We start from the raw sequence: 21,676 nt of genomic DNA on the forward strand, positions 1-21,676 counted from the left end.
AAGCGTAAAAAAGTTAACTCCATCTGGTGCTAAATTGATCAGCACGCAGAAACATACTTGAGTCCACTATTCAGGACAAGCACCTACTGGTGCTTATGATTAGGAGTATATTTTTTTACCATTAAATATTTTAACAATGCAAATTGAAAATAAAGAAACGAGCTCGCACGAGCCAAAAGTTCCGCTAGAATTTTTCATCGAGGGCAAAAAGTATGAGACCTTTGATCAATACAAGACTGGGGCAGAATTAAAACAACTTGGCGGAATTCCATTGGAAACCGAATTGTTTTTGTCGATCAATAAGCCATACAAAGATGAGCTAATCGAAAATATAACTAAGGTCAACTTGGCAAGGCCAGACAAAGAATACTTTTTTGTTAAACGTAAGGTAGACTTTACCATAAACAAGGTTCCATTTGTTTGGTACAAGCAGTATATCAGAGGTGTTCAGATTAGAGAACTTGGTAAGATTAGCCCTGATGAAGATCTCTTTTTAGATTTAAAAGGAGATTATCAAGATGATTTTATTGACGATGATGAAATTGTCGATTTGGCAAGAGATGGAAAGGAACATTTTGTATCGGTTCCAAAATTGGTTGAGTACACCATTATAGTCAATGCTGAGCCTAAACAATGGCAACTAAGGAAAATTTCCTTCGAGCAGGTTGTGGTTCTTGCTTTTGGGTCGTTCGATGATAATCCACGCAGGGGCTATACCGTTACTTATAGTCGTGGAGTTGAGCCAAAGCCTGAGGGCACAATGGTTAAAGGTTCTATAATTAGGGTTAAAAATAAGATGATCTTCGATGTCACAGCAACTGATCAATCTTAGTCCTGACCTTAAGCGTCTTAGAGACGAAGGTTATGAAATAGGTTTACAAGGTGGATATTTACTTATCCACCATGTACCTTATTTAAATCAAAAAAAGGAGATTTGTTATGGTACATTAGTAAGCACTCTAACGCTTAGTAGTAGTACACAGACGGGATGTCCTGAAACTCATGTGATAAATTTTATTGGGGAAAATCCCTGTAATGCTGATGGCACTATAATTTCGTCAATTCAACATGGAAATAATACCATGCAGCTTTGCGAAGGTTTAACGATAAATCATTCTTTTTCAAATAAGCCGCCAAATGGTTATCCAAATTATTATGAAAAGGTTAAAAGGTATGCGGATATTATTTCAGCTCCCGCAAAATTTCTTGATGAAACGGTTACGGAAAAGACATTCAAGCTAATTGCATCAACGGAAGATGGCGGAGTATTTCAATATATCGATACAAATTCAAGCAGAGCTAATATCGAAATGCTGAATGGCAAGTTTGCAGGACAAAAAATCGCTATAATAGGATTGGGTGGTACTGGTGCATATGCTCTAGACCTTATTTCCAAAACTCCGGTTAGAGAGATTCACCTTTTTGATGGAGATAATTTTGACCAGCATAATGCGTTTCGTGCTCCAGGAGCGGCATCAATTTCTGATCTTGAGAAAAATCAAAAAAAAGCAGACTTCTTGTGTGGTATTTATTCAAATATGCACAGAGGGATTGTTTCGCATAACTACTACATCACCAAAGTAAATATCCACGAATTAGATAGCATGAGCTATGTTTTTATATGTATTGATAAAAACCTTGTCAGAAAATTCATCACTGATTATCTGGTTTCAAAAGGAGTTTCATTTATCGATGTAGGTCTAGGAGTGAACATTGTAAACGGCAAATTAACAGGCGCAACAAGGGTAACTTCTGGAACTAAGGAAAAACACGATCATCTAGTTAATCGAATATTTGAGGATGATAATGAAGATAATGAGTACGCTTCAAATATTCAGATTGCCGACCTCAACCTTATTAATGCAGGTTTTGCAGTTTTGAAGTGGAAAAAATTTAGTGGATTCTATGTAGACCTCGAACAAGAACATCATAGCTCTTATTCAATAGGTGTCTCTAAAATTTTCAACGAAGATGGGACAGCTACTATATAGGTTTGTTGAGTTTATGCCTCCTGTTCTTGAAAATGGCATTCTTTACATTTCAATGGAATATTGTACAGCCATACACCTATGTGTGTGTGGCTGTAACAATAAGGTCGTAACTCCACTATCACCAACAGGCTGGAAAATGATTTTCGATGGACGCTCAATTTCCTTAACTCCTTCTATAGGTAATTGGAATTTTGATTGTCAGTCGCATTATTTTATTACAAAAAATAAAATAGAATGGTCTGGCAAATGGAGTCAAGAAAAAATTCAACATGGTAGAATGCATTCAAAAGACTTGAAAGAAGAGTTTTTCAAAGAAAAGCTAGTTGAAAAGGAAATTGATGTGCCAATAAAAGAGTTTAATAGTAGTGTGAAGGGATTTGGCTTGAATTCCATTGCTAGATTTTTCAAGAGGATTTTTAATAAGGGGTATGGGGAGATTAAAAATGAGTAAGATAACAGTGAAAGTAAATAAAGCGCAATTACTGGCAGATTTGTGTCAAATGCACAAGTAGAGCCTAGCCCAAAAACAACATAGGTTCAAACAGTTAAAAAAATCGAAAAGAAAAAATGAGTAAAAATCAACATGTAGTACCGCACAACGGGAGTTGGGCAGTACGCGGTGCGGGGAATGAAAGAGTTACCAGAACAGCCGCAACACAATCTCAAGCACAAGAAATAGCTAGAGGTATTGCAATTAATCAAAGGTCTGAAGTTATAATCCATCGACCAAATGGACAGATTAGAGACCGTAATTCATATGGTAATGATCCTTATCCACCAAAAGGATAGTTTATGATTTTGATTACTTAAGCCATGACGAAATATTTCATCATGGCTTTTAGTTTCATATAGATAATTTTATCGTTATGAATGACCCAAATAAAGAAGCGCAAAAGGGAGATATTCTTTGGAGCGACAACAACTTAAATAAAAGTGGTAGAAGAGCTCATTATATGGTTTTTATTAAGCCATATGATACTCATTATTTTGTAGGAGCAATGATAACACATGCTAAAGGGTTTAATAATATTCAATTGGAGGAAAAACATTTTGAAAAAGCTGATGAGAATGGAAAGAATTACAAGGTTTACTTTGATAGAAGCCTTATTGTAGGGAATCCACTTTTTAAGAACGTTGAATGGCGACCTTTTGAAAAAGTTGGACAGCTAACAGAGGAAGGAATAGTATTTGTAGAAAATGAAATTTTGAAACTCTCTCCCGCATTTTATGCGGATAATGCAAATTAATGTTATAGAATATTTTAGAGGTTAGTGTTTGTAACTATTTAATTAGCACTGATAGGTGATCGTAGACGGGAACGTATCCAACTCTCTCAAATATTTTGATCGTCATAGGATTTGATCTGTCAGCGAGGAGACCTACCTTGCTGTGACCCTTAGCTAATAGGTGTGAACTGAGCTGAGTTAATAGTGAATAGCCATATCCTTTGCCACGAAATTGAGATTTGGTGAAAAATTGCCCAATAAGAGGAAAAAATTTCTCTTCACTCATAACTTGAGCAATGCTACAAATATTTCCATCAATTGTCAGTTTATATATATTCCCATTTTTGATGCCTGACTTTGTAATATCATGGAAATATTCTGCTGTTCTGGGGCCTTTACCCTGATATTCTTCCATATAATATTGATAGGACATTTCAGCTATTTCCGATTTATCTTCTAAAACAGCCTTTTGTATTTGCTGATTTTGGAATGCTTGTGGACTTACACTTTCAATGGAATATACGATACGGTCTTTGATCACTTCGTAAGGAACATCATTATACTCCAAAAGATCTGTGATTACAATTCGCTGTCCTGAAAGCGTGTATCCTGATAAGGTGGGGAAATCAACATCTCCTTCAATTGCTTCCAACGTTTCATCCGTCCAGCCAAAAGAGTGTACTACAATATTCTTATCGAACCACATACAGTAAGCGGTTGCTTGCCCACAATCATATATGCCCCATAGCTGAAATAATTGCTTTGATGATAGCATGTTCATAAGACTACTATAAAAAGCAAAGTAATTCTTATCAATTATTTTTGCATTTGCCTTTAGAAACTCCTGACTAGTGCTAAAATACTTTTTTCTAATCATACATGGTTTTGTAATTTATATGAAAGTTACGTACGGGTATAAATTTAGTTAAAAACATCATTCAACGAAAATCCTTAACAAAGTACTACCTCTCGAGATCTACGAATGGTTATTAAATGCTAATATATTATTCTAAATCATTGAATAGCTCAGTCTCTCCTTAATTTTGGTTGATACTTTTATGCCGAAATGCGGGTATTTGTCAGTTTCGTATTCTGTGTTCTCAAACAATAAGTTTTTATCAATGCAAAATATACCTGGCAATTTCTTACCCGTAAGGGTATATAAACAACCTGATCGGTTGCCCTTGATGGGTATCCGCCAGCTATGATTTTCTGCATTAAAAAACTAATTTTTATTGTTATGGAAACAAATGTCAGTTTACTTACAAAAGACACACTAACCTACCATGTAGAAAATCACAATCTAATTGGATATGAAAGATTGTTAGTTGCAGAAATCTCTTCAGCAATTGATCAAAAGGATAGCGCCTCAATTGAATGGTTTGTCCAGTTCGGCAATACCTTAACAAAAATTCTCTTCAATGTTCATGCTTACCGCATGGGTTTAAGGTTTGGTTTTGACTACATTAAATTTGATGAATATGACTGGTTGAGGCGACCATCATTTCAGGATATGGAAGAATTGTTGTTCGGACTGCCTGATAAAAGTAGGTATGGTACTTACAGTGCAATCACATTAGGGCATGGACCGAATCAGATCTGGACTTATGGACTATCATGTTCATATGGTACCGCGGGATCGTCATCCGGAATCTGCGTATATGATCAAACCTTTGCCAATAGGGAGGAAGCACTTAAAGCTGCAACTGCCAAACTCAAAAAGATAATGCTAGACAAAGGTTGGCGATAAAGACACTAACAATTATAACCCAAAAATAATTGCTGCAACGCTTGACGATATTGACAAACTGGAAATATCCTCAGTACAGTTGACACTGTTCTAGGCTAACTGTACTTTTCGTTATCTATCACAAGGGTGGACTGATCCGCGCCATCGGATATCGTTATAAAATAACGCTACTACGTTCGGAAGTACCACTTTCCCATTTCTTAACCTATCACTTTTGCTTTTTAAATCTTTGATTATGATCAGACAAAAAAAAGCATTTGCCCTAAGACCAAGGCCCAAGCCTGGCTCACCTGTTTATTACCGGGCGTTAAGACTGAATCTGCGAAAGACAATTGCCAATATCCCCTTACTGGAAAGTGCAATCGAAAAGCCTGGTTCCTCGGTGCACCAACAAAAGTAAATACCCACAAATCAGAGCAATCTACAGGAATACTTTAACCACTCGGGTGTTTTGCAAGATGTATTTTTGTATACACAAAAAAATCTTGCGCCCTTGAGGTCGGGCATTTTTCTCGGAACTCGAAAATGCTGAAGCCAATTAGAAACAAGATTATGCCAAGGAAGAAAACCAAAAATCCAGAGCAGCTGCTGACTCATCCGATTATTCTTAGGGTCAATGAAGATACCTATAAGCGGTTGGAGAAAATCCTGCTCCATAGCAATTGTCAATCGATAGGGGAGGTTGCAAGAAATATTCTGGCAAAGGAAAAAATCCTGATGCTAACCAGGGATGTAACGATGAATGCGCCAATGGAGGAACTTGCATCCATACGTAAAGAACTTCGGTCAATTGGGATAAATATCAATCAGCAAACCCGGCATTTCCACACCTCGGAAAATGAGGCGCAACGGTCATTCTATTTCATGCGCACCAGCGACCTGTATAAAAATGTTGGTCAAAAGGTAGACAGGTTATTGGAACTGGTAACTAAAATGTCAATGAAATGGTTGCGAGGATATTAACTGGGAGTAGTATCCGTGGACTTATCAATTACAATGAATCCAAGGTTACTTTGGGAACTGCAACACCAATCCTTGCCAATAGATTTGGTTTAGATATTGAGCAACTAGAACTCCGGCATAAGGTGGCCAGGTTCGAACATTTAACTAAACTTAATAGCAGAGTGAAAACTAATGCAGTTCACATTATGCTCAACTTCGACCCAGCCGAAATCCTGCCAACAGAAAAATTGCAAATTATCGCTGTTGACTACATGAATGGGGTTGGATTTGGTGAGCAACCATTTCTGGTGTATCAGCATGAGGATGCGAACCATCCGCACATTCATATTGTCACTACTAACATCAAAGCGGATTCGACCAAGATTGATCTACACAATATTGGTAAATTACTTTCAGAAAAGACCCGAAAGGAGCTCGAGTTGAAATATAATCTTGTTAAGGCTGAGGGCCGTGGCAAAGAACAGCAAATTGCACCAGTCAATATTGATATGGCACATTATGGAGAGAAACAAACCAAGAGATCAATTTATAATGTAGTCACGGCAGTCTTGAGAAGTTATAAGTTCGCCTCGTTTTCAGAATATAATGCAGTGCTAAAGAGTTTTAATGTCATTGCTGACCGAGGACCGGAAGATTCCGTGATGTTTGCAAAAAAGGGACTTGTCTATTCTGTTTTGGATGATAAAGGGATCCGTATCGGTATACCATTCAAGGCCAGTTCGTTTGCAGGCAATCCGGTATTGATGAAAGTTGAAGGGAAGTTCAAATTAAACCTGGAAAGAAGGAAAGCGCATGCTGAAACATTGCAACGGATTATCCTTGAGCAACTTACAAATGAAAATGGGTTGACCAAAAGACAATTGGTCGACAGGTTGGGGAAAAAGGGAGTTTCACTGATATACAGACAAAATAACGAAGGTAGAATATATGGACTGACCTATGTTGACCACAATACCCGGTGCGTATTTAATGGAAGTGATCTTGGCAAAGCTTTCAGTGCAAAAGCAGTCCTGGAAATATTGAAAAAACCTGAAGCTCAATTATCTGACCCTACAAACCGAAATACCAAAACCAGAACTAATCAATCTCCAGATTCCTCATTTTTGGGAGATGATCATGATAAATCATCGGGAGATGGGCTTTTAAACTTTTTGTTTGAGAAACCGGTCTCGGATCCAGGCTCGCCATTGATGCGCATTAGAAAGAAGAAGAAGAAAAAAGCAGTTTCAAAAAATAGGGATTTATCAAATAACATATAAAATTATGAATACTGGTGAAGATACTCAGGGGCTTAGAAAAATACTCGACTTAAGCAGAATGATCAGTGTTTTTCTATTGGCTATGCATTTTTACATCCGGTTTTTCCAGATGTTTAAAAGCTGGGAATGGAATTCAGAGATTACAGATCGGATAGTGGGCCAGCTGGCTAGGCTTGCAATTTTTGATGGCTGGTGGCTCGCTAAGTTTGCTGCACTCTTGTTTCTTGCTATATCATTGCTTGGTGTAAAGGGAAGGAAAGATGAAAACATATCCTTTAAAAAGATCTATCTCTATATAGGGGCAGGGCTATTGCTATATTTCTGTAGCATCTTTTTTTTGTATTTACATTGGTCGGATTCATTATTGATTGGACTTTATTGTCTGGTAACCATCATCGGCTTTCTTTTGATTTTGGCTGCAGGTACCTGGATTTCAAGAAGAATTAAGCAAAGTTTGGTAAAAGACATATTCAATTCGGAAAATGAAACCTTTCCCCAGGAAGAAAGGCTACTCGAAAACGAATATTCTGTAAACCTCCCCGCTAAATATAATTATAAGGGAGAGATACGTGACAGCTGGATTAATCTCATTAATCTATTCAGGGGATTGTTGGTCGCAGGAACACCGGGGGCTGGAAAATCTTACTTCGTGATCCGTCACCTGATCGACCAGCTAATGGGAAAGGGGTTCAGCATGTTTATTTATGACTTTAAGTACGATGACCTTTCCGTAATTGCATATAATTGCCTGCTCAAATATATTGGCAGGTATAAGGTTAAGCCTAAGTTTTTCGTGATAAATTTTGATGACCTCAACCGTACCCATCGGTGCAATCCACTCGATCCTGCTGCTATGACTGACATTACCGATGCAACCGAGGCGAGCAGGACTATTATGATGGGCCTCAATCGTGACTGGATCAAAAAACAGGGAGACTTCTTTGTAGAAAGCCCTATAAATTTCCTGACAGCAATAATCTGGTACCTGAAAAAATATAAAGATGGAAAATATTGTACCCTGCCACACGTGATTGAGCTAATGCAGGCTGACTACGAACAGCTTTTTAATGTCCTGCAGCAGGAAGAGGAAATAAAGGTGTTGATCAATCCATTTATCAGTGCTTACCGTAATGAAGCGATGGCACAACTGGAGGGTCAGATTGCATCTGCAAAGATTGGCCTCGCAAGGCTTTCTTCGCCGCAATTGTATTATGTTTTGAGCGGTAATGATTTCACCCTTGATGTGAATAATCCTGAAGAGCCGAAGATTATATGTGTAGGTAATAATCCACAGAAGCTACAGGTCTATGGAGCCGTACTTTCGCTTTATATATCCAGGATGATTAAACTGGTCAACCAAAAAGACAAATTGAAAAGCGCACTGATTTTTGATGAGTTCCCTACAATATTTTTCAATAATATGGATAGCCTTATTGCAACTGCCCGCAGTAATAGGGTGGCCACGGCTTTAGCCGTGCAGGACTTTAGTCAGTTAAAAAAGGACTATGGTGCGGAGCAATCTGAAGTCATCACCGGAATCGTTGGGAACATTATAGCAGGTCAAGTGACTGGAAGTACCGCCAAAACACTGAGTGAGACTTTCGGAAAAATTATGCAGGATAGGCAGTCGAAAAGTATAAACAGTAGCGATATATCTATTTCCCAATCCACTCAACTGGATTACGCCATTCCGGCTTCTAAGATCGCCTCGCTTTCTTCTGGAGAATTTGTTGGAATGGTTGCAGACAATCCCGAAAAAAAAATCGCTTTAAAGATGTTTCACTGTGAGATTCAGAATGATCATGATGCAATTGCAAAGGAGGAAAAGCAACATAAACCAATACCTATTATTAGACAGGTAAGTATAGATGAGATTAAAGCGAATTATGAAAATATAAAGTCTCACATTGCAGACCTGCTAAAATCAGAATCCGCAACAAGTGAAAATAATGAAGATACTAGGCCAAAACGAAAAGCGACCGATTCAATAAAATCCAAGAAAAAGGAAGCTGTAAAAAACAAGGAACAACCTAAGACCACAATGTCACTTTAAATACTTTTAAGCAACGCTTTTCCTCTGCAAAGCTATGGCCTGTCCCAAATAGAAAAGTGTTTGTTCAAAAGTTTAGTTAATTCAAAAATGTTGCGACAACATGAATGCGTGTTTTTGAAAATTTATCATTTATGATTTAAACACTGCGCCATCGACATAGCAATATGGAGTTCTTTATATTGTACACCAAGTTGTAATATAGTGATCAAATAATCACTTTTCATTCCCATTATTGCTCGTTTGAACTGGGTTTCCAAAGATTCAGGTAGATCCATTTCCCTAATCAATTCCAAGAAGGCAACTTCTTGGAAAGCGTTACTAATTACCTCTTTTAAATCTTTCTCAAAGTGCCAATTTTGGCAAGCTACTTTCATTTCGCCGAATGTTGAATACGGACTTATATTAATGTCGGTTTCGCAAATGATGTGGTTAGCCAATGTTTCATTGTCAGCATTATTTGAAATATTTAAGATGACGGTGATAAAGCTTAAATAACGTTCCATGCTTGCTTTCCAGTTGATTTTCCAAAAATCAAAATGAAAAAGTCTCTCCACAAAATCATCATCCCAGACTAGCCTTGAACGAATGCCGTCTAGTGCGTTGCTGATTGCTATCTTGCAGGAGTACGGTTCTTTAATCTTAAATAGTGCCATCAAAGTTGGTATAGCATACCAACTTCCTGAGCGCTCGACACCTTTGCATATTTCTATAATTTCTGAAGGTTTGTCAGCTATCCTTAGCTCTTGAATGACAATTGATTCTTTTGCCCCATCTTCGTCTTCAAAATTACCATTGATCATCATTGTAACTAAATTTCTTGCTTCGATAGTCATATTGCTATAGATTTTTTTTGGTATTCCCTTAGGTTAATCCTAAGATCAACCAAAAATAGGTTGTGGTGTAATGAATGTGTGAAAGTGAAGTTGTCCTGATAGGATGTTTTGAGCCTCTCTCTGATGTTACTTAAACCCAATTTGCTGGTTTCCTCGGCATTTGGATGATCTGAAAGATTGGAGGATTGAAAGATTATTGTACTTGAATCACTGGTAATCATAATCTTAGTCGGGCAATCACGAGAAAGTACATTTCCATGCTTGAAAATATTTTCAACCAAAGTAAGAAGTATGATAGGAATAATTTTGATATTCCCGTCTTGAATATCTGTAGTGTATTCCAGATTAAGGTAATTTTCAAAACGCAGACGATTCAATTTGATCATATTGCCAATTTGTTCAACTTCACTGGCTAAGTCTACAAATCCATCTTTGCTTTCTTTAAGTGCATATCTCATTATATCCGCTAGACATGATATTGCTTCCCTTGCGTTCCCAGGATCATGCTTGGCTGCGGTACGTATAAATGTAAGTGTGTTGAATAAAAGATGAGGATTGATCTGAGCTCGCAAAAACTCCTTTTCGGAGATCAACAACTTGCTTTTTAGTTTTTCAATTTCGAGTTCCGATCTGAGCTCAGTTTCTTTCTGTATCAGGTTTCTTTTTAGCAGATAGTATGCAGTAGCAAATAACAAGAAATAAATGCCCCTCCACAAAGTTGGAATTAAAAATTTATAATGCAGACTCGCCTTAACGAAGCTATCAACAGTGAAGTTTCCAAGGATTTTTGATATTCCAGAGGCTAATAAAAAGTATATAGCCAATTCTAATAGAACAAACACTACGTATTTCCATTTCATTCCAGTTTTACCGGTGCCAAAATGATAAAGTAACCACCAGATGTGAAAATATACCAAAGAAATATTAAGGAAATAATATAACACATAATGCAGGATCGGTCTATTTGCATCAATAATGGAAGTGGCAACAATGACTTCCCCTAAGATGAAAATTACCCAGAATACGATATGGAACACAGGCTCCAGATACATCTTTTTAGTGCTGTTATATAATAAATGGTACATGATATATAATATAAATGTTAGCCATAAATCCCTAAAGTACAATTGGACTTTACTTAAAACCTAAAGTCATGAAAAATCACAAACACCCCGTATTAATCAAGCGTACTGTATTTAAATTTATGAAATCCAATAACGTCGACAAAAAGAATTCGACTGACCCGACAACTTCTGTTTTTACCACGGTAACTGTATCTACAAACGCTATACGTTAGTTAGTTTAGCCTATTTTTTTTAATGAATTCCCTTATGGCTGGCCGGTAAACCTTACCAATATTAAAGTACATCCCATCAGTCATAAGGGCTCTATAGCCCTCTATCTTTTCTAAAAAATTAACAGATATGATGGTTGACTTTGCCACCCTAAAAAAAGTTTCTTTCTTGAGCAGCTTTTGCTCAAGGCCTTTGAGTTGTATATAGGTTATCTTTTCTCCTTTTGTTGTATGGATATTGATGTAATTTTCCAATGCTTCAATGTAAATAATATCGTCATAAAAAATTTTGAGCATACTATTCTTATCATCACCCTTAACAAAAAGAACTTTTTCATCTTTCCCAAATTGTTCATCTTCCTTCGCTTTGCTAAGAACCTTTATCTGTCTAACAAATTTATCATATCTCACCGGCTTCATTAAATAGCCTGAAGCATCAGCTTCATATGTTTCGGGACCATGGAATCTATGTGCGGTTACATAGACTAGGAAATCACAATATTCATTTAACAACGGCGCCGCTTCCAGTCCTCCAACAATAGGCATGCTTATATCGCAAAAAATAACATTAACCTTACCTGTTTCCCTTAAGAAGAGAATTGCATCGCTGACATTTGTGAATGTTTTTTCGACGAATACATCTGGTGTTACTTCGATGATCTCATTTAAATCGGTAATGGCATGAGGCTCATCATCAATAATAATACTGCTAAGTTCCATAAAGTTAAGTGCTTGATGAGAATCACAATATCGCAAATGTCTTCTAAATTAGCAAGCGATACTCCGAAATGGAGACAATGGTCAGGTTTTCAGAAAGTCAAAAAACTGACTGTTTTGGTACCTGTTATATAAAATTTGATACCTGTTATATAAAATTTTTGATTTGAAGATCATCTCACTTTAGATTGCCGATTAGAAATTATCAATTAACAGATCATTTCGACTTTAGTTCTTTACCTCGCCGTCGGAAGCAAGGACACAACGAAAGGGGCAATGCCCCCTTTCATTGTATTGACGAGTCGAAAGAAAATTTTATTTTTATGGTACGGGAAGAACATTATCAAGCTCTTACGTGCGCCCTAGCCGAAATACATGACCTCTCAGACGCTCTTATTAATGCGCTAAGACCCTTGGCAAATGAGCGATCGTATAGAAAAAATCAACAGATTTTGAATGTTGGAGATGAGCAGCAGTCAATCTACTTCATCATCTCTGGATATGCTCGGGAAGTGACTCCAAATGTAGAGCAGAGCCATGGGCAGACTACCTGGTTTTGGTTCACAGGCGATTTCGTGTTTCATAATGGTTTTTTTAGCAAGCAGTCTTCGGAAATTGATGTAGAAATATATCACGATACCACATTGGTTGAAATCAGTTATGAAAATTTACTCATTCTAAGATCGAAGTTTCCCGAATTATTCACAATAGGAGAAAATTTGAGAATTTATTATGACCGCTTGCGAAAACAACATACTTCTGATTTGGTAAGCTTAAGAAGATGGGAGCATTTCGAATTATTCTATTCACGCTATAAATTGCTTTTTAATATTGCTAAACATAGAGACATCGCGTCTTTTCTGGGGATCAGAAACCATGGACTTAACAGATATTTCAAAAACCAATAACTGCAATGAATTGGTTACAATGGTTCCATTAATCGGTAACAATGGTATAGTATTCTTTTCAGGAATACAGCCGAAATTTGATTAGCATAACAATTAAGTGTGCATCAATCAGAAAGGAGTGCTGTGACAAAGACTGAAATTATGTAATGGGAGCTACGCGTTCTCGGTGGTGGATACCACATTTCGATGAATAGTCAATCAAAATATTATAAAAAATTGAAAATTAAAACCATTCCATTTAGGCTTAATCCAAAGACAAGGGAATTCTTATTATTACTCATCAATATCATTCTCGCCTCGCTTTTCGCCTATACGGCATACGAAAAGATTATGGACCATGAACGGTTTATGAATGGTATTGCAAAAGTTGAACTAATAGGAAAATTTGCCTTTTTCATTAGTTGGGCAGTCCCAATTGTCGAGCTTCTGATTGCGGTGCTGATATTAATACCAGAAACTGCAAAGATTGGACTTTGGTGCTTTTTAGGAGTGATGATAATTTTTACAATGTATATTTTGATCGCATTGATCTGGGCGAGTAAGCTTCCATGTCATTGCGGGGGTGTCATCGAAACATTAACATGGACGGAACATCTTTGGTTTAACATTGGATTTATCCTTTTGTCAACCATGTCCCTTCGTCTAAACAATACCTCAAATAAAGAATCACAAAATTAAAATTTAAAGTTATGAACAAAGTTCAAAAAATGATCATGAGCTTCGCAGCAGTTGCAATGATTGTAGGTTTTAGTGCTTTTAGAAGTGAATCAAAAAAAGTAAAAGTAGATGCCTGGTACTACACACTCAACTCTAATGGTACAATATACACCCGCATCGGGACAGCGCCGGTATCTGAACCAAATCCGGACGATTGTCTCTCTGGACCATCTAAAAAATGTTACGTTGCCTTTGGGGATGATGAAGGAGCAACAATTGATGCGACCAGTGCTTTGCCCGCACCAACAGTTGATGAATCCGATAGTAATGGCTATCGTCCATAGTCGTTGAAATCTGTAGCCATTATGAATGGCTACAGATTTTGCTCAATAATAGCGATAAACGCTTTGCTATCTGATTCAGAGATGGGCCTGGGGGGGGTACCTGATATTAATTTCCCGTCTTTCCCGACAATAAGTAAATTAGGATAAGAGATATAATTATAATATCTCAACATAGGATGATTCTGCCCCAGCCCATTAGTATAAGTATAGAGTGATTTTTCGCTCCCATACTTGCCACTTTTTACCCCTACCTGAAATTTTCGACGATCAGCATCGACATTGACACTCAAGAATACCACATCTTTCCCTTCAAAATACTCCACAATTGGTTCCATTTTTTTAGTCAGCAAGATACAATTACCGCAACCGTAAAACCAGGTATCAATCACGATGACTTTTCCTTTTAGCATGTTCAATGAAATGTTGCGGCCATGAATATCCTCAAATGAAAAATCATACACAGGAGTACCCACATCCCTTGATGATAAAATAGCTTTCAGCCGTTCTTTACATTTCCGATCCTGGACCGATTCAATTGCCTCGAGTAGTAATGCGGTAGAATATTTATTTTTGTTGATATGCTTTAGAAAATGGTTTTTCAGTAATTCGTCATGTAATAAGCCCTCATAATTTAACCGTATTGCTGAGAATACAAATTCGAACGGACTTTGACTTCCCGATTGATTTGAGACCAATTGATAGAGTTCATTCAGATGCAACATATATTCATGATAGATATGGCTTTTGCGTAAGCTGAAACTAAATGGGACCGCAAAACTGTTCTGCTCGACAAAAAGCCTTCGGACTTCATTGGTTAAAGCTTTCCTATAGGTGGAATCTAGTCCTATTCCCGGAAGCGGCTCAATAGCGGCTAAAAAGTAATCATTTATGGCCGAGAATGCATTCAACTTGATGAGCTCAAAGGTGTCATTTTTCCAGTCTTTTTTATATTGGTTCAAACTGGACATGACGAGATTACTCTTTTCGACTTTTCGTTTCTGATTATCAATGATCCGGTTTGGGTCATTACTGTCTTCGATTTTTTGGAATTTGTGGATTTCCATTCCCATCGTATGTTGAAAATTTAACTTCGATGAACCCTTCCCTGTGAAGATTACATCTTTTGGGTTTTTATAATCAATATGAACAGAATCGCCAGCTTCAATCACAAAATGATTACCATTTAAGGAGAACATTTGTAACCACCACAGTTCGAAATACCCAACTGAGGAAGAAGGATATATCTTGATTTTAAAGTTGTTGTTTTTAACGCTAACTTTATAAATTTGCCTTCCTTCCCAGGGTTGTCGTGACTGGTATTTGCTATAATACCTGATTTCTTCAGGCAGTTTTACATAATTTAAAAATTCTGCACTGATGGTGCCTGAGATGATAATTGGCTTGTATTCTCTTTTTGCCAATGTTACGCCACAAAAGATTAGTCCGAGCAATGTTGTTAACAATAGTTTTTTCATCATGGTAACTTTTATCTTATATTTTGTTGGATGCCGCTCAGCGCGATTTCGTCATCAGGAATTGGAAATACATATTTTGTGGAGTTAGGAGAAAGGGTATAAATTGTCCCACCAAGGTTTCGTTCCAGTGTAATACTGGAACCATCCCGATTGAGTCGTTTTAAGTCTGACCACCTTAATGCTCTCCAAACCAGTTCTTTCCGCCGCTCACTTAAAACCAAATTCAGCGCTTTATCGCTGGAAAGATTTGACACAGGTGCAAAAGTTCCTTTCCGATATCTGTTAACAAGCAAATTGTTTAACAAAGCTGCAGTGATGTCTGGTCTGCCACTTCTTGCGGCACATTCTGCTTTAATCAATAAAACCTCATCTGTTGCAAGTCCGGAGAAGGCGTAAAATCCACCGCCTACATATCCTCTTTTCACGTTTATATTACCCAATGCATTTTTAACATAAAAGATATTCAACCTCAAATCGTTGGATTCATAAAGAGCAATTAAAGTCGGATCAATCTTGATTGCTGTGTTTACAGTTGTGTAGGCTGTTGTCTGTGAATAAGCTACTACTTGCGTGCTGTAGAAAATGGTCTCATCCGTGGAATATGAGAATGGAATGTCGCTCGTCTGGCTGACATTGTTGTAGTCAATTAATTTGCTGTATTTTGCCATGCATTTATCTGCATTTTCTTCAGCATCTTTATACCTACCCATATAAAGATATATTCTCGCGAGCAACGCATATACACTCGCCTTTGATGGCCTGTTTTTATTAAATGCTTGGTAATCGTCTTTCAAAAGCGAAACAGACTGAACCAAATCAGATATAATAAAACTGAAAGTATCCTCTAGGTTTGATCTTTTTTCGATGATATCTATTCCTGCTGATTTCCGTAATGGAAGTCCCGGGTCATTAACAGCCTGCGATGAAGCATACACGGAACAAAAATTTCTGGCTAGGTCGAAATACGCGAAAGCTCGATAAAACAATGCAGCCCCTTTTAGATTATCCGATTGTGCAGTATTGGATGGTAGTCGCTCAATTTTCTCCACGCCGTCCAGTGCATTATTAGCATAAAAGATGGCACTATAAAGTTGGTTCCAATCCGGAATGTTTACCTCACCCGAATAAATATCGCTCTGCCAGAGGTATGCATTTTTCAGGGTTTGTGCGCTGAAGGCGTCAAAATCAATTTTGTTTACGATGCTGTATTCATCTGAAGAAATCATTGCAAGTGCACCTGTCTTATTTAGAATATTGCTGTTATCTAATAACGATTGAAATTCACTTATGGATGTCGGATTCACAATTGAAGCACTAGGCTTTGCTTCTAGAAAATCTTTTTTACAGCCATAAAAAAAACAGCAGATAAGGATATAAAAAATGTAATTACTTTTCATGGTTTTTAAAGATTGGTACTAATTCCTATTGAAAAACTGAATGGGTTTCGATAAAGGCCAGAACCTATATCTGGATCTATGTTTTGCTTGGTCGCTTTCCAGATGATTCCCAGGTTTTGGGCGTAAGCATAGAATTTTAAATTTTTGAAGATTTGCTTTTTGTTACTATTGTTTGGTTGAAAGCTTAATCTAAAATCCTGAAGCCGGATGTGATCGGCTTTCTCGACACTGATCTCAGAGTATTGTACAAACGAATTTTGAGCAGTGTTTGCAGGGTAAGAAAGGGCAGGTATGTTGGTTATTGATTCGTCGCCCGGTTTCTGCCATCTTTTTTCAAAATCAACATTGGTGTAGGCATAGCTACTACCACCAAATAAGCCCGAACGGCGAAAAACATAATTTAATTTATATCCAATGTTGAATGAAAGTTCGAAATTTCTGAATGAAAAGTCGTTGCGGAAGTAACCATAAAAGGTGGGTATAGCAGAACCATTGTAGACAAGTTCGGCGGCGTTATTGGAATTAATGATTCCACTGTAATTTTGGTTTTGCAAACCGTTTATTCTGCCGATGGGTTTCCCTTGGCCATCTAGTCCTAAATACGCGAAGCTGAAAATTGCAGTATAAGGATAGCCCTCTAGTGGATTACTAAAGTTTGATTGAGCAATGTTCAGGTTACTGCTTTGCTTGACTTTATAATTTGTTATTAACTCTCTATTGTAGCTGAACAACAGTGAGCTTAACCACCTGAAATTATCATTTCCATAATTTTTGGTAATCACAACGTCCCATCCTGAGGTTTTGGTATCTGCTGCGTTTCCTTTGAACTGTACCACACCTGTCTGAGGTGCAGTGGGACTATTGGCGATTAAATTTTGGCCTCGTTTCTCAAAATATTCAACACTCCCTGAAAAAAGATTGCCTTTAGTTGTAAAATCAATACCAAAGTTTGCATTTTGCACTTTTTCCCAGCCTAAAGATGGATTCGGTGGATTTGCAACTTCTAGAGATGGGATATTCCAGTTGTTTATGATACTACTTCTCGCTGTTAAATATGCAGATGTGGAACGATCAACATTGCCATTGTAGCCAAAAGTTGCTCGGATTTTGACTGACTTCAGCAATGGAAAGCTGTAGAAGGCCTCATTACTCAGATTCCATGCAATTCCTGCAGACCATAGCGGAACACCTTTCTGATTGGCGCTTACGCCAAAGATGTTGGATTCATCTTTTCTTGCACTGCCGCTAATGATGTACCTATTGTCGTAAGCATAAGAAAAGTTCACAAAACTTGACCTAAATCTGTCTATCGTATAGTCAATTGACGAACCTAAAGGAATTTTTGCTGTAGCCGTTGAAAAATATTGAGTGAAATTGGTGATGAAATCCACAGGGGTAAAGGTGGCATTCGCTGCATTAAACCCGTATTGTTGAGCGGAAAGTAGCGAGGATTTGTAATCTTTAATTTCAAATCCTGCAAGTGCCGAAATGCTATGTAGATTGAAGCTCCTGTTGAAATCAGCCTGAATTCGTCCGTAGTTTGAAATATATTCTGTGTTCCGGTTTGTATTGATAGAGCCTAAGGGGATTGGTCTTATTGCTGCCAGTGTCGTTTGATTGAGCTTAGTATAAGAATTAATCAAATTGCGGGTAAAGAATGATTCCTCTGGACTTAACTGATTAAAGTTGCTTGTGCCTTTTTGATACTGGAAATTCATTCCAACAAACAGGCCTTTAAGCAACCTATATTTTGCATCTCCATTAAGTTTATAATCTGTAAGCTTCGTTTTATTATTGCTGTAGTTTTCGTCCAATGGGCGATAGTTCCAGTCTAACAATCCGCCTCTACCAGCCGTGTCAGTGTATTGCTTTCTTAATCCTCCCTCTGTAACCACAGGTAATGGGTTGCCTGATGAGTCTGCAAGTTGAAGATAAGGCACAAAAGGGCTCGAAAAGGAGTTGCCATTTCCTTTGGATTTGCTCGTGGCGAGTAATATTGCTGCTGAAATCTGCAACCTCTGATCAAAGAGGGAATAAGTATTTCTAATATTGAGATTAAATCGTTCATATTGGTTGACAACAAGGCTTGGTTTAACTATATCGTAACCTCCCGAGATATAAAAGGTATTGTTTTTTCCTCCCCCATCCACACTTAAGGAATATTGCTGATTATAAGAGGGCCTATATAGGTATTTTTCCATATCATCCCGAATATCGAATGACCTTAAAGAATTTAACGATTCATCCTGTTGAGCAGTCGTGATGACTCCACTACGATTTTTAAAAAGAATATCCACTACCGGTGAAATGGTGCGATATCCACTATTAATCGTGGAGTTATAAAAACCTTTATCGAAAAGATACTTCTCTAAATCAATGTATTCCGATGAGGTCATTTGTTGTCGGTAATGTAAATCTGGACGGGAAATCAACGTGGCATTTATATTAGCAGTAATGCGAACATTGTCTCTTGCCATGCCTTTCTTAGAAGTTAGCACGATCACTCCGTTACCTGCTTTTACACCCCAAATGCTTGCAGCTGCGGCATCTTTCAGTATCGAAATTGATTCTATATCATTTGGATTGATATTGTCTAAACTTCCCTCATAGGGGAAATTATCCAATACGATTAATGGAGAAGGGTTCGCGAACAAAGTGCTTCTTCCACGGACCGAAATGTTTGAGGTAATACCGCCACCTTGATTTTTGTTGAATATTACACCACTTGCAATCCCATCTAACCGGTCTAGTATGTTAGCTCCGACTCTACGATTTATAGTGTTGCTGTCAACCAGCACAAAACTTCCTGTCGCTCTCTCCTTCGGTAGATTTTGGTAACCCGTTGAAACGATTTGAACATCCTCGAGTGTATTTTGTTCTGCTTCTAAAACAATTTTTAAAGACCTCTTATCAGATGAAAACGAGGTTTCAGTTAGTGCAAAACCCAGTGAGCTCACTATCAAAATTCCTTCATTTCCCAGGTTTGTTATCTTAAACCTTCCAGAATCGTTTGCTATAGTTATGACATCTGTATTTTTGATTTTTATGGTTGCGTTCGGGATAGGCTTTCCTTCACGATCGATAACAACCCCTTCAAGATCTATCTTGGATTTGTTGGATTTATCCTGATCTTTGATTATTGTTGGCTTCAAGAAAATGGTTTTGTCTACAATCTCAAAGCTTATCTTTCTCGGCAGGAGAATGTATTTTAATACCTCATTTAATGATTGGTCTTTAAAATCAGTGCTGATTTTTTCAAATTCGTTTATTGTTCCCTTATTGTACCAAAAATCGTAACCACTCTGTTGCTCTATCTTGTTCAGTACTGACCGGAGTGTAGTTTGGTTTGTTTTAAGGGTAATGTTCTGTGCATTTGCATTGGATGAGAAGATCCCGGTAATTAAAAAAAATAGCGGAATTGTTTTTAAAAATAGCCTATTTAAATATCGCCAGTTTAAGGCCTTAAATAAAGTTTTTGGCGGTGGGTAGGGATGTTTTTGGTCACAGTTGCCCCTCAGTTGATAAAAAATCATACTTTTGTTTAGTTTGGTTATAAAATGTTAGGTTAGTGCTTGATGTTAATTCACCAGACTTTGCCGGTGGTGTTCTTCGAAAACACCTCCGGCTTTTTTATCTGGAATCATTAACTAAAATTAAATTTCAAATTTCTACATAGGCTATCAGGGTTAAAGTGGACTTTTATTGTGTGTTAAGATTTTATTATCAAGGTTTTAGTTCCTTTTTTTTCGTTCAACGAAAAATTTACTCCGCTCATCTTTAACAACTTTAGCAATGTTGATAGATCTGATTTCCTTGAGATTCCACCCGTCAAATGCATGTTTGGAATGTTATTTTCGTACTCGACTTTGATATCGTACCATCGTTCTGCCTCATTTAAGATCGATTTTAAATCTGCATCCCTAAACTTTATCTTGCCATTTTTCCAGGCCATATTCAACTCCAGATCGCCATCAGTTTTTTTAAAACTTGCGCCATCTGCTGTGGATTGCTCTCCTGGCTTTAATATGATGGAAGCAAACTCATTTTTAGTTTCCAGTTTAACTGAACCTTCTAAAAGAGTAGTGCTAACATTTTTCTCATAGGTATTAATATTGAAATGAGTTCCAAGAACTGTGAGATTTTGATTTTTGGAAGAAACAATAAATGGGTGGTTTTTGTCTTTGGCTACTTCAAAGTAAGCCTCGCCGCTGACCAATTTTACCCTACGTTCAGTCCGCTCTCTAAAACTGGTAGGATATTGTAAAACAGTAGCGGCGTTTAGCCATACTTTGGTGCCGTCGGACAACACTATCTTATATTCTCCACCTTTAGGGGTAGAGATGGTTTGCGATTCCACCAAGGAATTCATTTTTATTTTTTTTCCATCGCTATAGCTTAATCCAGAGTCGCTTATATTTAACTCATTATGATGTTGATCAAGCTCAATAGTTTTTCCATTTGATAGCGTGATCAATGCTGTATTTCCTTTTGGGAAAATTTGTTCTGCTATACGCAGACTTCTGTTTATACTATTCTCTGGTTGGGGGTTAAACATATAGATTGCGAAAGCAATGACAGCTGCGGCAGTCGAAATAGTGATAACAACTTTTAAAGAACGTGATTTGGATATAGGTAACCCGTTGGAAACTTGTTTTTTGATTGCTTTAATTTTTTTTTGGGAAATTTCAACTGATTGTTCATTGAATGCAAAGAATGATTTCTCAATCAATGCCTTTTCAGGTTCAGTGCATTGACCCGAATTGTACTTCCTTAAAAGTTCCCTTGCTTGTTCGTTGTCCATTTCAGCGA

The 21,676-nt window shown here is 37.4% G+C and carries 20 protein-coding genes; 12 read left to right on the top strand and 8 right to left on the bottom strand.

Translation table 11 applies throughout. The annotated features are described in order from the left end of the window. Nucleotides 1-136: 136 nt before the first annotated feature. The 5 genes from ACZZZC_RS09055 to ACZZZC_RS09075 all read left to right on the top strand — a co-directional run bounded on the left by ACZZZC_RS09055 (nucleotide 137) and on the right by ACZZZC_RS09075 (nucleotide 3,238). A complete protein-coding gene (locus ACZZZC_RS09055) occupies nucleotides 137-832 on the top strand; it encodes a multiubiquitin domain-containing protein (protein ID WP_463486960.1) in 696 nt (231 codons plus the stop codon). Next, entirely contained in the window at nucleotides 807-1,991 is a 1,185-nt protein-coding gene (locus ACZZZC_RS09060) for a ThiF family adenylyltransferase (RefSeq protein ID WP_463486961.1), read from the top strand. Before ACZZZC_RS09055 ends, ACZZZC_RS09060 begins: the two co-directional genes overlap by 26 nt. Further along, on the top strand, nucleotides 1,972-2,442 hold the full coding sequence (locus tag ACZZZC_RS09065; protein WP_463486962.1) for a ubiquitination-like system serine protease family protein: 471 nt from the start codon (nucleotides 1,972-1,974) through the stop codon (nucleotides 2,440-2,442). The genes ACZZZC_RS09060 and ACZZZC_RS09065 overlap by 20 nt, the downstream gene beginning before the upstream one ends. Before the next feature lie 116 nt (nucleotides 2,443-2,558). After that, a complete protein-coding gene (locus tag ACZZZC_RS09070) occupies nucleotides 2,559-2,780 on the top strand; it encodes a DUF2188 domain-containing protein (RefSeq protein ID WP_463486963.1) in 222 nt (73 codons plus the stop codon). Between the two features lie 77 nt (nucleotides 2,781-2,857). Next, a complete protein-coding gene (locus tag ACZZZC_RS09075; RefSeq protein ID WP_463486964.1) occupies nucleotides 2,858-3,238 on the top strand; it encodes a hypothetical protein in 381 nt (126 codons plus the stop codon). 34 nt (nucleotides 3,239-3,272) lie between these two features. Here ACZZZC_RS09075 and ACZZZC_RS09080 read toward each other — a convergent pair whose 3' ends face one another. Next, nucleotides 3,273-4,094 carry a GNAT family N-acetyltransferase gene (locus tag ACZZZC_RS09080; protein ID WP_463486965.1) on the bottom strand — a complete coding sequence of 274 codons (822 nt, stop codon included), beginning with the start codon at nucleotides 4,092-4,094 and terminating at the stop codon, nucleotides 3,273-3,275. 363 nt (nucleotides 4,095-4,457) lie between these two features. Here ACZZZC_RS09080 and ACZZZC_RS09085 point away from each other — a divergent pair, with 363 nt between their 5' ends. The 4 genes from ACZZZC_RS09085 (at nucleotide 4,458) to mobC (ending at nucleotide 9,242) form a co-directional block, all read left to right on the top strand. Further along, nucleotides 4,458-4,967 (top strand): hypothetical protein, encoded by a 510-nt coding sequence (locus ACZZZC_RS09085; protein ID WP_463486966.1) that lies wholly within the window; start codon nucleotides 4,458-4,460, stop codon nucleotides 4,965-4,967. Between the two features lie 552 nt (nucleotides 4,968-5,519). After that, entirely contained in the window at nucleotides 5,520-5,930 is a 411-nt protein-coding gene (locus ACZZZC_RS09090) for a mobilization protein (RefSeq protein ID WP_463486967.1), read from the top strand. Further along, nucleotides 5,912-7,189, top strand: a complete 1,278-nt coding sequence (locus ACZZZC_RS09095; RefSeq protein WP_463486968.1) for a relaxase/mobilization nuclease domain-containing protein — start codon at nucleotides 5,912-5,914, stop codon at nucleotides 7,187-7,189. The genes ACZZZC_RS09090 and ACZZZC_RS09095 overlap by 19 nt, the downstream gene beginning before the upstream one ends. A gap of 4 nt (nucleotides 7,190-7,193) precedes the next feature. Then, entirely contained in the window at nucleotides 7,194-9,242 is a 2,049-nt protein-coding gene (gene mobC, locus ACZZZC_RS09100) for a conjugal transfer protein MobC (protein ID WP_463486969.1), read from the top strand. A 125-nt stretch (nucleotides 9,243-9,367) separates the two neighbouring features. Here the strand turns inward: mobC and ACZZZC_RS09105 are convergent, their stop codons facing one another. From ACZZZC_RS09105 to ACZZZC_RS09115, 3 genes are all read right to left on the bottom strand, one after another. Beyond that, nucleotides 9,368-10,075 (bottom strand): hypothetical protein, encoded by a 708-nt coding sequence (locus ACZZZC_RS09105; protein ID WP_463486970.1) that lies wholly within the window; start codon nucleotides 10,073-10,075, stop codon nucleotides 9,368-9,370. Continuing rightward, a complete protein-coding gene (locus ACZZZC_RS09110; RefSeq protein ID WP_463486971.1) occupies nucleotides 10,072-11,160 on the bottom strand; it encodes a sensor histidine kinase in 1,089 nt (362 codons plus the stop codon). The genes ACZZZC_RS09105 and ACZZZC_RS09110 overlap by 4 nt, the downstream gene beginning before the upstream one ends. A gap of 212 nt (nucleotides 11,161-11,372) precedes the next feature. Beyond that, complete coding sequence (locus ACZZZC_RS09115) at nucleotides 11,373-12,089, bottom strand: LytR/AlgR family response regulator transcription factor (RefSeq protein ID WP_047798032.1); 717 nt, start codon at nucleotides 12,087-12,089, stop codon at nucleotides 11,373-11,375. A 320-nt stretch (nucleotides 12,090-12,409) separates the two neighbouring features. Between ACZZZC_RS09115 and ACZZZC_RS09120 the strand changes: the two genes are divergently transcribed. The 3 genes from ACZZZC_RS09120 to ACZZZC_RS09130 all read left to right on the top strand — a co-directional run bounded on the left by ACZZZC_RS09120 (nucleotide 12,410) and on the right by ACZZZC_RS09130 (nucleotide 13,995). Beyond that, entirely contained in the window at nucleotides 12,410-12,994 is a 585-nt protein-coding gene (locus ACZZZC_RS09120; protein WP_463486972.1) for a Crp/Fnr family transcriptional regulator, read from the top strand. 186 nt (nucleotides 12,995-13,180) lie between these two features. Beyond that, complete coding sequence (locus ACZZZC_RS09125) at nucleotides 13,181-13,672, top strand: MauE/DoxX family redox-associated membrane protein (protein ID WP_463486973.1); 492 nt, start codon at nucleotides 13,181-13,183, stop codon at nucleotides 13,670-13,672. 35 nt (nucleotides 13,673-13,707) lie between these two features. Further along, a complete protein-coding gene (locus ACZZZC_RS09130) occupies nucleotides 13,708-13,995 on the top strand; it encodes a hypothetical protein (RefSeq protein ID WP_463486974.1) in 288 nt (95 codons plus the stop codon). Between the two features lie 29 nt (nucleotides 13,996-14,024). Here the strand turns inward: ACZZZC_RS09130 and ACZZZC_RS09135 are convergent, their stop codons facing one another. The 4 genes from ACZZZC_RS09135 to ACZZZC_RS09150 all read right to left on the bottom strand — a co-directional run bounded on the left by ACZZZC_RS09135 (nucleotide 14,025) and on the right by ACZZZC_RS09150 (nucleotide 21,668). After that, nucleotides 14,025-15,473 carry a TlpA family protein disulfide reductase gene (locus ACZZZC_RS09135; protein WP_463486975.1) on the bottom strand — a complete coding sequence of 483 codons (1,449 nt, stop codon included), beginning with the start codon at nucleotides 15,471-15,473 and terminating at the stop codon, nucleotides 14,025-14,027. Nucleotides 15,474-15,481: 8 nt separating this feature from the next. Then, a complete protein-coding gene (locus ACZZZC_RS09140) occupies nucleotides 15,482-16,867 on the bottom strand; it encodes a RagB/SusD family nutrient uptake outer membrane protein (protein ID WP_463486976.1) in 1,386 nt (461 codons plus the stop codon). Nucleotides 16,868-16,872: 5 nt separating this feature from the next. Then, on the bottom strand, nucleotides 16,873-20,400 hold the full coding sequence (locus ACZZZC_RS09145; RefSeq protein ID WP_463486977.1) for a SusC/RagA family TonB-linked outer membrane protein: 3,528 nt from the start codon (nucleotides 20,398-20,400) through the stop codon (nucleotides 16,873-16,875). A gap of 176 nt (nucleotides 20,401-20,576) precedes the next feature. Next, nucleotides 20,577-21,668, bottom strand: coding sequence for a FecR family protein (locus tag ACZZZC_RS09150; protein WP_463486978.1), 1,092 nt, complete (start codon nucleotides 21,666-21,668; stop codon nucleotides 20,577-20,579). Between the last annotated feature and the right edge of the window lie 8 nt (nucleotides 21,669-21,676).

This window comes from Pedobacter sp. AC212 (assembly GCF_979258625.1).